Here is a 12,283-nt window from a genome sequence, read left to right on the forward strand (position 1 = left end):
AGCTAAAAAATAAAAGGATTCCTGTGAAAAAGGAATCCTCTTATGAACTAAGTTAGGTATTCTGCGCTAATATTTTATAATAGGTATCTTGGGAGTGATGATGGTGTCGCTGCTGTTGCCTGCATCATCTATAATAAACACCCTTAAACGGAAGCTGTCGGGGTTTACGTTCGGATCATATATTTTGAAATCGGAGCTTTGCAGGTTATAGATCACTTCCGCATCCACCTTACTGCCTTTGTGCGCGCCGATGTTGGGCATTTGCCGGGGGGCAAAGGCGCTGTCTGTCAGGGAGAGCGGGTCGCTGTCTATCACCGGGCGGAAGTAGAACTGGTTCTGTATGTCGCCGTCGCCGTCCACCACCTGGAAAGTAGCGTCAAACTGGTCTACCAGGCTGTCAACAATGGCGGGAATGGAATAGGACTTGAAGGTGATCTGCGGCTTGGTGCCCACACTATCTTTGGAGCAGGCCACCAGCACCACTATGGCTGCCGCGGACAGTAAAAGTATTTGCTTCATATAACAAACCTACGTTAATTATTTTACATTAATAAACGCGTTTAGGGCATCATTTGTTACCTGGCAGGCGTAACTTTGTGCGGTTTTTAAAAACGACTGATGAACGGCCTGTCCCCGGAACATATTTTCAACCTGCAGGCGCCGGACCTTGAACCGGTGGCGCTGGAACTTTTCCGGTTCCAGTACCGGCATAACGACCTGTACCGGGCCTATACGGACGCACTGCACATACGGCCCGCCGGGGTAAATGCCCTGACGGATATTCCCTTTTTGCCCATACAGTTCTTTAAAACGCATACGGTTACCACGGGCCATTTTGAGCCGCAACTGGTATTCGAGAGCAGCGGCACCACCCAAACGGTGAACAGCCGCCACCTGGTAAAGGACGCTTCCCTGTATGAACGCAGCTTCATCACCGCCTTTGAACAGTTCTACGGCCCGGTGACGGATTACGTGGTGGTGGGATTACTGCCATCTTACCTGGAAAGGCAACATTCCTCGCTGGTGGTAATGGTGCAGGAAATGATACGCCGCAGCGGGCAGGCCGGCAGCGGTTTTTACCTCTACGAACATGAAAAGCTGTACCGGCAGTTGCAGGAGACGGAGGCCCGCGGGCAGAAAGTGCTGCTCATTGGCGTTACGTTTGGCCTGCTGGATTTCGCGGAAAAATACCGCCTGTCCCTGCAGCATACCATTGTGATGGAGACCGGCGGCATGAAAGGCCGGCGGGAGGAATGGACCCGCGCACAGGTGCATGCGTTCCTCCGGGAAAGGCTGGGAGTGAGCGCCGTGCATGCGGAGTACGGGATGACGGAGCTGCTCTCACAGGCTTATTCCTGCGGGGAAGGTATCTTTAATACCCCTCCCTGGATGAAGGTGCTGCTGCGCGATGAAAATGATCCCTTTCAATTATTTACCGGCCGGGCCTCCGGCGTGATCAATGTAATAGACCTGGCCAACGTATATTCCTGTGCGTTCATCGCCACGGAGGACATCGGCAAGCTGCATGACAACGGCAGCTTTGAAGTGCTGGGCCGGCTGGATAACTCCGCCCTGCGGGGCTGCAGCCTGATGGTCAGTTGAGCGCCGCAGCGTCACAGGTTCCTTTTTTTCAGCTCATTAACGGCATGGTCCACTCCCCGGGCGGTAAGCGCCATGTAGGTGAGCGAGGGATTCTGGCAGGCGCTGGAAGCCATGGCGGCGCCATCGGTCACAAAAACATTTTTGGCGTCCCACACCTGGTTATAGGCGTTGAGCACGGAGGTTTTCGGGTCTTTGCCCATACGGGCGGTGCCCATTTCGTGAATGCCATGCCCCATGATATGGCCGTAATCCCAGGTTTGTATATCCTTTATACCGGCGGCTTCAAACATGTCTACCAGCTCTTTCAGGATATCTTTGCGCATGTTTATTTCATTTTCTTTCAGGCCGGCGTCCATGGCCAGTACCGGCAGGCCCCATTTGTCCCGGCGGTTTTTGTCCAGCGTTATTTTATTCTCATGGTAGGGAAGTATCTCACCAAAGCCGGTAGCGCCAATGGCCCAGTCCCCCGGCGTTGTCACGGCCTCCTTGAAAGCGGCGCCTACCCCCAGCTCCGCTACGGCCCGGTGCCAGCCTTCCCGGCTGGCGCCGCCCTGGTAGCCGAAGCCGCGCAGGTAGTCCCTTTTATCATTATACAGGTTGGCAAAGCGGGTAATGTAAAACCCGTTGGCGCGGCGGCCATAATAATATTTGTCCTCGAAGCCTTCCACGCGGCCGGTAGCGCCCAGCATGTAGTGATGGTCCATCACGTTATGTCCCAGTTCCCCGCTGCTGCTGCCCAGCCCCTCCGGCCAGATGTCCGTAGCGGAGTTCATGAGCACCCAGGTGGAATTGAGCGCAGAGGCGTTCAGGAAGATCACTTTTGCATAGTATTCATAGGTCTGGTTGGTTTCCGCATCCAGCACTTCCACCCCTTTGGCCTTTTGCGTATCCTTATCGTACAGTATCCTGGTGACGATGGAGAAAGGACGTACCGTGAGCCTGCCTGTTTTCATGGCAGCGGGCAGGGTGGAGGACTGTGTGCTGAAATACCCGCCAAAGGGACAGCCCTCCCAGCAGCGGTCGCGGAACTGGCATTGGTTCCTGCCTTCAATGGGCGCGGTGAGGTTGGCTACCCGGCCGATGATCATATGGCGGCTGTTATGGTAGTGCTGTTTTATCCGGGCGGCTACATCTTTTTCCACGCAGTTCAGTTCCATGGGTGGCAGAAACTGCCCGTCCGGCAGGTGGGGCAGGGCTTCTTTGGAGCCACTGATGCCGGCAAACTTTTCCACGTAATCATACCAGGGCGCTAGGTCGCGGTAGCGGATGGGCCAGTCCACCCCGTACCCGTCCTTAGCATTGGCCTCAAAGTCAAAGTCGCTCAGGCGGTAGCTTTGCCGTCCCCACAAAATGGAGCGGCCGCCTACCTGGTAGCTGCGCCACCAGTTAAAGGGCTGTATTTCCGTATAGGGGCAGTCCTGCTCATTGGCCCAGTAATCCATGATCGGCTCATAGGCGGCGGTGCCATAGGTCCAGAACCGCGATATCACGGGCCGGTCCTTCTTTTGCTGCACAGTGGCGCGGCCGCGGTGTGGAAATTCCCATACGCTCTGGCCGGCGCTCTTGTAATCTTTGATATGCTCAAAGTTCCGTCCGCGTTCCAGCATCAGTGTTTTTAATCCTTTTTCCGTCAGTTCTTTGGCGGCCCAGCCTCCGCTGATGCCGGAGCCTACTACAATAGCGTCATAAGTGTTGGTCATGCTTCCTGTGTGGTTTTGATAAGCCGGACAGCTCTTTGGATACTGCCAGGCTGGAAGGCGCGTAAGTAAATATTTTTACGGCTTCATTGTTCATGGCTACTACCAGCAGCAGCGATTTTCCTGCCTGCAGGAGGGTCATATCCCGTACCGGTCCCCTGATGCAGATGCCGCTCTGCTGCGCCGGCAGGGCGGTAAAATTACCTTTGCCGTCGCCTTTCAGCAGCGTGCCGTAGCTGGCGTCGTAAATGCCTACTTCGGGTTTGCTCTGGTAAAAGTTGCCGCCCATTAAGATATCAACTTTTTCGTCCCCGTCATAATCCGCTACCGCCATACCATACATGGGCGATAGCTGGGCGGCTGCCGGTAAAGCTTTAACGCTGAAAGTGCCGTTCCTGTTGTTGAGGAACACGGCGCTTTCCAGGATATAGGCATCCAGCTTCACCGCTTTTTGCAGTTGCCCCGGCGTGAATATATCCTCTATACGCTGGTGTTTGTACTGCTCGTACTGCAGGTATTTCTTCTTAAGCGAGGGGATCACGCTTACCAGGTCGTGGCGCAGCACCAGGGGATAGGCGGTATCCCTGTTAAAGCAGGTCAGGATCTGCTTGATGCTGCCACTGTTGTCAAAATCGCCGGCGTACAGGCATACGGGCCGGGCAACGCTGGCCTTGAAACGGGAGTTGCGCCCGTGGTTGCCGGCAATGATATCGGGGTAACCATCGTTATTGACATCCGCTACCTGCAGGCGGTTCCACCAGCCATTGGTTTTTTCCAGGCCGGCGGCGGTGGTTATTTCCTGCAGGTGCCTGCCGGTGTTGCGGAACAGGCGCAGCGGCATGTATTCGCCGGTCACTACTAGGTCGGGCCGCTTGTCTTTGTCAATGTCCGTCCAGGCGGCGTCGGTGATCATGCCGGCCGCTTGCAGCGGCGGCGCTACGGTGGCGGTAACATCGGTAAAGATGCCTTTGCCGTTGTTGTTCAATACATAGCCCTTGCAGGGGTAGCCGTAGCGCATGGGCTTTAAGCGCACGCCTACAAACAGGTCCGCATCGCCGTCGCCATCATAGTCGGCGGCGGTTACGCAACTGCTGCTCTCAAAAATGTAAGACGGCAGTACCTGCTGCGACCGGGTGAAATTACCCTGGCCGTCGTTGATGTACAGGCGGTCTATCAGTGCGGTGGCATTGGGAGAAAATTCATTACCGCCGCTGCATACGTAGAGGTCTGCATCGCCATCGCCGTCTGCGTCAAAGAAAAGTGCGTCTGTATCTTCGCCGGCTTTGTCATTTTCCAGCAGCGCGGTATTGGTTGGCATGAACCGGCCGGCCGGCGTTTGCACATACAAAGCGCCCGGCTGGTCTTTTGCGCCGCAGAGATAAAGATCCTCCAGCCCGTCGTTATTGACATCGCCTTTGGCAATGCGCGGCCCGGGGGTGGAGAGCATATGGAAGATCAGGCGGTCGCGGTCAAAGTCCACAAAATCATTTTCCCGGTGGGTAAAGTTGATGCCGCGGCGGTTGCTTTCCATGAACAGGGCGGGCGGCGCCGGCGCCGCGGGGGAGCTGCCGGGCATCGCTGCTTCGCTTTGTTTTACGGTAATGTGCCGGTTGGGCGGCAGGTTGCGAACGATGTTCGTTTCCCCACCGGGCCATTGCACTACTACGGAGTCTATGCGGGCCGTGCGGCCCAGGCCAAAATTCAGGCGGTTGTCTACGGTGGATTCAAAGCCCCGCATGGGCATCTGCTCCTGGTACGCAATGGCGCCGTTGTAATGCACCGTTACCTTCGCGCCAATGCCAAAGCGGTTGGCGCCCGCGCCTTCCAGGCTTATTTTCAGGAATTTGTTTTCCGGGTGCTGCTGCCTGGCTTCATTGCGGTATACGAAGCAAGGCATGTTTACATTATTCACCACCAGGTCCAGGTCGCCGTCATTGTCCAGGTCCGCATAGGCCGCGCCATTGCTGAAGCCCGGCTGGTCCAGTCCCCAGGCGGCGGCCTCGTTGGTAAAGGTAAAGTCGCCGTTGTTGCGGAAAGCATAGCTGGGCACAGGATGGGAAGGGATCAGGTCTATCAGCTTTTTAAAGTTGGCTTTGCGGGTGATCACTTCCCGGAAGAAGGCTTCATTGGAAATGTACTGTATATAATCTTCGTTGGTAAGGTCCTGGTAGATGCCATTGGCCACAAAAATATCCTTGCGGCCGTCGTTGTCCAGATCCGTTATCAGCGCGCCCCAGCTCCAGTCTGTGGCGCATACGCCGGCCAGGCGCCCTATTTCGCTGAAGGTGTTGTTGCCGTTGTTCAGTTGCAGCGTATTGCGGGTAAACTGGTGGTAGTAGTCATACTGCAGGTTTAGCTGGTATTTGTCCCAGTTCTCAAAGGTGGTGTTGGTTTTGAGGCGGGCGTTGTCTTCGGGCAGCATTTCGGTTACAAATATGTCGGAATGCCCGTCATTGTTGATGTCCGCCATATCAGCGCCCATGGAGGCATTGCTGATGCTGATCATCTGTTCTTCGAGGCATTCCCGGAAACTGCCGTCGCGTTGGTTGATGTACAGGTAGTCGCGCTCAAAGAAATCGTTGGATACGTAAATATCCTGCCAGCCGTCATTATCCAGGTCGCCTACGGTAACGCCTAAACCAAAACCGATGGCGCTGCCGTAAATGCCGGCCTGTTCGCTTATATCCGTAAAGTGACCGCCGTCGTTGCGGAAGAACTTATGCCCGCCCAGGGAGTCCCTTTTATTCCGTTCATTTTCCTTCAGGTTAAAGCTGCCGATGGCTTTAAAGGAATTGTTGAGCAGGAACATATCCAGGTCGCCGTCATGATCATAGTCAAAGAAAGCGGCGTGGGTAGACAGGCCGTGATCGGCCAGGCCGTAGTCCTGCGCCATTTCCCGGAAGGCGCCGTTGCCCTGGTTAATGTACAGCTCATTCTGCCGCTTGTCGCCTTTTATGTCGCCGCTGTTGCATACGTAGATGTCCAGCCAGCCGTCGCCGTTCACGTCCGCCATGCTTACGCCGGTAGACCATTTGCCTTTTTTGCCGATGCCTGCCTGTTCCGTAATGTCCTCGAACTGCAGGTGGCCTTTGTTCAGGTACAGGCGGTTAGGCAGCATGTTGGCGGTGAAGAACACATCGGGCAGGCTGTCGCCATTCACATCCCCGATGGCTACGCCGCCGCCATTGTAAAAATTGCGGTAGGTGTAGATGTTGAACTGGTCGTCGTAGGTCAGGTCGTTGCTGAAACGGATATTGGTTTCCTCCGCGGTAAGCTGTGTGAAAAGGGTGGCAGGCTTTTCAGTCCCGGGGGAACAGGCTACCAGTAATATAAGCAGTAATGTGCTGAAGTGCTGATTATTTCGTTGCATGACCGTCCTCCGTTTTAGCAGTGAGTAAATCCGTATAATCCACTTTTACAAGCATGTCATCATAGCGGCCAATGATGATGCGCCGGTTGCCATCCACTTTTACATAGATGGTGCCGCGCTCCTTGTCCGATATGGTAAGGAAGGGATTGCCGGTGCTGTACCATTTTTTGTACAGCGCCAGCACATCGGGCAGCAGGCTGTCTGCCCAGAGGTGCTTGTTCCATGGCGCCCAGCCGTCATACTCAAAGGTGGCGCGCATACCGGATATTTTGTTGTGGGTGAAGGAAGGGTAGAAGTTGAGGGAGGCCGGGTGTTTCAGCTCATGGTTATTGAGCCGGTATAGTACGGCGGTGTTGCTCTGCCCGTCTGTAAACAGTCCCTTCTTGTTCATTTCCCAGCAGTGCGCAAAGAACTGCTTGCTGGTCATGCCGAAATGAATGCCGAAGAAAAGGCTGTCCGCGTGCACGCCACTGGCCACTTCCCGCTTCATCAGCGATTTATACCGTTCAAACTGCAGGTCCATGCAGCCGGCAAGGAGGTATGTTATCAATAATATAAGAGGTATGCCCGGTTTCATATTGCTATCGTTTTTAGAACCTGCCAGGTCCCTGGAATACCTGGATCTTGTCATCGTTTTTCGCCACCAGCAATAGTGAGCTGTGTTTTGTTTTTACTGTTACAATATCCCGTACGGCGCCGGTGGTAAAGAAGCCGGACTGCGCGGCCGGTACCGGGCTGAAGTTGCCTTTGCCATCGCCTTTCAGGAGCAGGCCATAGCTGGCGTCGTAAATGCCGGCTTCGGGTTTGGACTGGTAATAGTTGCCGCCCAGCAGCATATCCGTATAGCCGTCCTTGTCAAAGTCGGCAGCCAGCAATCCATATATGGGTGATAATTGCGCGGCGGCAGGCAGTGGCTTGCAGGTAAAGGCCCCCTTCCTGTTGTTCAGCAGCACGCAGCTTTGCAGCGTATAGGCATCCAGGCGCTGGGCCTTCTCCAGTTGGGCGGGGGTGAAAATATCCTGTATGGTCTGTACCTGGTATTGCTCATATTTCAGGTACTTCTTTTTCAGGTAGGGCAGCACGGCTACCAGGTCGTGCCGCAGCAGCACGGGATAGGCGCTGTCCTTGTTGTAGCAGGTAATGATCTGTTCTGTGCTGCCATTATTGTCGAAATCACTGGTGTACATGCTCACGGGCTTGTCGGCAGCCGCCTTAAACCTGGAATTGAGCCCGTGGTTGCCGGCAATGATGTCGGGGTAGCCGTCATTATTCACATCGGCAATGGCTATACGGTTCCACCAGCCATTGGTCTGCCCCAGGCCGGCGGGGCCGGTCACTTCCTGCAGGTAAGCGCCTTCGTTGTGAAAGAGGCGCAGCGGCATGTATTCGCCTGCTATCACCAGGTCTGGCCGGTTGTCCCGGTCATAGTCCAGCCATTGTGCATCGGTAGCCATGCCGGTTGTTTTCAGCGCAGGGGCGGCCTGGTCTGTTACGTCGGTGAACCGGCCTTTCCCGTTATTGTTCAGCACATAGCCCCGGCAGGGATAGCCGTAGCGGAAGGGTTTTAGCCGTACGCCCACAAACAGGTCCATATCGCCGTCGCTGTCATAGTCGGCGGCCGTTACGCAGCTACTGCTTTCAAAGGTAAAGGAGGGCAGCACCTGTGCAGATTTCTCAAATACGCCTTTCCCGTTATTGATATACAGCCGGTCTATTAACGCCGTGGCGTTGGGGGAGAAGGCATTGCCCCCGCTGCATACGTAAAGGTCCGCATCGCCGTCGTTATCTGCGTCAAAGAACAGGGCGTCGGTATCTTCGCTGAGCTGGTCCTGCGCCCATATTTTTTCATTCGTTTTTTCAAAGCCGCCGCCGGCCGTTTGCACATACAGCGCGCCCGCCTGGTCTTTGGCGCCGCAGATGTAAATGTCTTCCAGCCCGTCGTTGTTCACATCCGCCTGGGCCAGGCGGGGGCCTTGCCGGGAGGGCATCTGGAAAATGAGGCGGTCCCGGTCAAAGTCCACGAAGCTGCATTCGCGATGTGCAAAGCCGATGCCGGCATTGCTGCGGCTTTCCGTAAACAGTGGCGCGGCATGGGATGCCAAGGCAGTACGCAGCAGGTCGGCGCTGCCGGTAGCCCGGGCCTCGCTTTGCTTCACCAGTATGCGCTGGTTGGGTTGCACCTGTTTCAGGATATTCCGGCGGCCGTCCGGCCATTGCACGATCACGGAATCTATATGTTCCGTGCGGCCCAGGCCAAAGGTGAGCCGGTTATCCACGGTAGATTCAAAGCCCCGCATGGGCATCTGTTCCTGATAGGCCAGGGTATTGTTGTAGCGCACTGTTACTTTGGTGCCGATGCCGGCGGTATTCTTTCCCTCGCCCTGCAGGCTTACCTGCAGGAACCTGTTCTCCGGGTGCAACTGTGCGCTTTCATTCCGGTAAATGAAGCAGGGCATGTTCACGTTATTGATCACCAGGTCCAGGTCGCCATCGTTATCCAGGTCGCCGAAGGCGGAACCGTTACTGAAGCCCGGTTCGTCCAGCCCCCATGCTGCTGCACGGTTGGTGAACGTAAGGTCGCCGTTGTTGCAGAAGGCATAATTGGAGAGGGCATTGGAGGGGATGAGGTCCACCAGCTTTTTGATGATGTCCTTTTCCTTGTTCAGGATCTGTGCGCGGATGGCGCCGGTGGCGTTGGCGGTGTACTGGATGTAATCCTGGTCGGTAATGTCTTTGTAGATGCCATTGGCCACGAAAATATCCTTCCACCCGTCATTGTCCAGGTCTGCTATCAGCGCGCCCCAGCTCCAGTCCGTGGCGCATACGCCGGCAAAGCGCCCTATCTCGCTGAAATAGTGCTGGGCGGCGGGCGTATCAATGCGCAGCAGGGGGCCATTGTTCAGTTGCAGGGTGTTCCTGACAAACTGTTTGTAGTAACCGTTGCGGATGTCGGACTGGTATTTGTCCCAGTTATCGAAATTGGTCTTTGTTTTTATCCTGGCCTCTGTTTCGGGCAGCATATCCGTTACATATATTTCCGGGTAGCTGTCATTGTTGATGTCCGCAATATCGGCGCCCATCGCACTCAGGCTGATCTCCCGGATGTATTGCTCCAGGCATTCCCTGAAAGATCCGTTGTGCCGGTTGATATAGAGGTAGTCTTTTTCAAAGAAATCGTTGGACACGTAAATGTCCTGCCAGCCGTCTTTGTTGATATCCGCAATGGTCACGCCCAGCCCGAAACCGATCTTGCTGCTGTAGATACCGGCTTGCTGCGTGACGTCTGTAAAATGACCGTTGTCCTGCCGGTACAGCTTGTTGCCGCCCAGCGGATCGGGGTATTGGCGCTGGTCCGGCACCAGGTCATAGTTGCCTACAGAGCGGAAGGAATTGTTGAGCAGGTAGCAATCCAGGTCGCCATCGTTATCGTAATCAAAAAAAGCGGCGTGGGTGGAAAGGCCGCGGTTGTCCAGGCCGTAGCTGGCCGCCCGTTCTGTAAAGGTGCCGTTGCGGTTGTTGATGAACAGCATGTTGCCGCGGTCCAGGTTTTTCATGTCGGAAGAGCGGCATACGTATATGTCCAGCCATCCGTCGCCGTTCACATCCGCCAGGGTAACGCCGGTAGACCAGATACTGTCCGAGCCTACGCCGGCCTTTTCCGTAATGTCCTCGAACCGGAAATCGCCTTTGTTCAGGTACAGCCTGTTGGAATGCTGGTTGCTGCAGAAGAAGATATCGGGCAGGCTGTCGTTGTTAATATCCCCGATGGCCACGCCGCCGCCATTGTAAAAATTGCGGTAGGTGTAAATATTGAATGCTTCCGTATAGGTTACATCATTCCTGAAATCAATACCTGTTTCGGCAGCAGGCATTTTGGTGAAGAGATGGCTGGCAGGCGCCGGCGCAGCATGCTGGCAAGACTGGAACAGTGCTGCACCGGCAAGGCCTGCAAGTAAAAATTTATGTATGCAATGTTTTGTCATGTGCGACTCCGCCCATTAATTTAGTATCCCGGGTTTTGGTCCAGGTTCGGATTGGCATTGATCTGGTCTGCCGGGATAGGAAATATATTGACATGGGTGCTGGCATCCGGCGGGTGGAAGCGCCAGGCGCTGTTATACTTCCCGAAACGGATCAGGTCCTGCCGGCGCATGCTCTCGATGAACATTTCGCGGCCGCGCTCTGCCAGGAATTTGTCTGCATCCATGGTAGTAAAAGGCGTTACCCCGCCGTGCACGGTCCTGATCTGGTTCACCAGCGCCAGCGCCACCGCGTCGTTCCAGTTACCGTTTTTCCTGGCCAGTGCTTCCGCTTTCATCAACATGACATCTGCATAACGGAACACTACCAGGTCATTGTCCAGGTCCGCCGTCATACCGCTGTAAAATTCGTACTTGCCTATCCGTGCCCCGGCCTGCCGCCAGGCATTGGGCTGCAGTTCATTGATATACGGGGTAAAGGTCAGCGGGGGGCCGTTGGGGTCGGTAGCATCCGCACCGCCGTCCAGCAGCCTGTTGCCGGCCGCGTCGAACTGCGGGCCTACCAGGAAGTTGGACAAACGGTTGTCCAGGGTGCCGGTTACGGAATCGCCGGCAGGACTGGTGCCTATCACCCTCCCCTGTGGCCCGGGGTTCTGTACCGGGTCTATATAGGACTGGTAAAATTCCTGGATAGTAGCGAAGCCGTTCCAGGGCTGGGCGCTCATGTTATAGGTGCTCTGGTTCAGCGGGTGCAGCGTCATCATGGACAGGTTGAACCCTGTTGCATACACGGCGTCGGAGGGTATAGCCCAGATGATCTCGGGGTTGCCGGTATTGTTGCGCGAGAAAATTTCCCGGTAATCGGGGGAGAGCATGTAGCCCACCGTTGAGTTGAGAATGGTGTCGCAGGCAGCGAGGGCTTTGTCCCATTGCGCAGTGCCGGTATATACCTGTGCATTGAGGTATAGCTTTGCCAGCACGGCGTAACAGGTATAGTAGTTTACCCGCCCATAGTACGGACCGTCGCCGGGGCCGTTACGCGGCAGCCTGGGCGCATTCTCCAGCAGCTCCTGCTCGACAAAGTCATATACTTCCTGGCGGCTGCTGTTGGGCAGCGGTTCTGTAATGGAGAAGTCTATACTGAGCGGCACATTGCCGAACATATCCAGCAGCCAGTAATAATAAACAGCGCGTACGGCTCTCAGCTCTGAGATAAAGGTGGCGGCCAGCACGGTATCGGTTGCTTTCTCCTCTAGCTGCGCCATTACGCGGTTGCAGGTGGCAACGCCTGCGTACAGCATATTCCAGGCATTGTTGGGCGTAGGGTCTGTTGGTACATAGGTGTGCTGCTGCAGCCTCACCCAGTGGCCTCCGTCCCCCCAGTCAGCGCCGCGGGTAGGCACCACCACCTCATCCGTGGTTACTTCATTGAGCGGTATCATGTGGTTGTTGCCCCCCAGGTTATAAAGATTGGTATAGGCAGCGCCCACGGCGGAAGCAAACTCCTCCGGCGTTTTATAAAAATCATCGCTGCGAACGTTGTCATACAGCAGGTCCTTTTCGTCCAGGTCCGTACAGGCAGCAATTGTCAACATGCCGGGCAGTAAGTATTTTATGATGGATATATGTTTCAT

7 protein-coding genes are annotated in these 12,283 nt (G+C 55.3%); 1 reads left to right on the forward strand and 6 read right to left on the reverse strand.

Features of this window, described 5'->3' with window-relative positions; genetic code table 11:
* Window positions 1-66: 66 nt before the first annotated feature.
* A complete protein-coding gene (locus LX66_RS13810; RefSeq protein ID WP_145714444.1) occupies window positions 67-519 on the reverse strand; it encodes a hypothetical protein in 453 nt (150 codons plus the stop codon).
* Window positions 520-618: 99 nt separating this feature from the next.
* Between LX66_RS13810 and LX66_RS13815 the strand changes: the two genes are divergently transcribed.
* Window positions 619-1,602, forward strand: coding sequence for an acyl transferase (locus LX66_RS13815; protein WP_145714446.1), 984 nt, complete (start codon window positions 619-621; stop codon window positions 1,600-1,602).
* Window positions 1,603-1,613: 11 nt separating this feature from the next.
* Here the strand turns inward: LX66_RS13815 and LX66_RS13820 are convergent, their stop codons facing one another.
* The 5 genes from LX66_RS13820 to LX66_RS13840 are packed head-to-tail and all read right to left on the reverse strand — an operon-like array spanning window position 1,614 to window position 12,283.
* A complete protein-coding gene (locus tag LX66_RS13820) occupies window positions 1,614-3,302 on the reverse strand; it encodes a GMC oxidoreductase (RefSeq protein WP_145714449.1) in 1,689 nt (562 codons plus the stop codon).
* Window positions 3,286-6,669: a VCBS repeat-containing protein gene (locus tag LX66_RS13825; RefSeq protein WP_145714451.1), complete on the reverse strand. Its 3,384-nt coding sequence runs from the start codon at window positions 6,667-6,669 to the stop codon at window positions 3,286-3,288. Before LX66_RS13825 ends, LX66_RS13820 begins: the two co-directional genes overlap by 17 nt.
* Window positions 6,656-7,246, reverse strand: a complete 591-nt coding sequence (locus LX66_RS13830) for a hypothetical protein (RefSeq protein WP_145714453.1) — start codon at window positions 7,244-7,246, stop codon at window positions 6,656-6,658. Before LX66_RS13830 ends, LX66_RS13825 begins: the two co-directional genes overlap by 14 nt.
* 13 nt (window positions 7,247-7,259) lie before the next feature.
* Window positions 7,260-10,652 (reverse strand): VCBS repeat-containing protein, encoded by a 3,393-nt coding sequence (locus LX66_RS13835; RefSeq protein WP_145714455.1) that lies wholly within the window; start codon window positions 10,650-10,652, stop codon window positions 7,260-7,262.
* Window positions 10,653-10,672: 20 nt separating this feature from the next.
* Window positions 10,673-12,283 carry a RagB/SusD family nutrient uptake outer membrane protein gene (locus LX66_RS13840; RefSeq protein ID WP_145714456.1) on the reverse strand — a complete coding sequence of 537 codons (1,611 nt, stop codon included), beginning with the start codon at window positions 12,281-12,283 and terminating at the stop codon, window positions 10,673-10,675.

This window comes from Chitinophaga japonensis (assembly GCF_007830125.1).
In the GTDB taxonomy this organism is placed as follows: domain Bacteria; phylum Bacteroidota; class Bacteroidia; order Chitinophagales; family Chitinophagaceae; genus Chitinophaga; species Chitinophaga japonensis.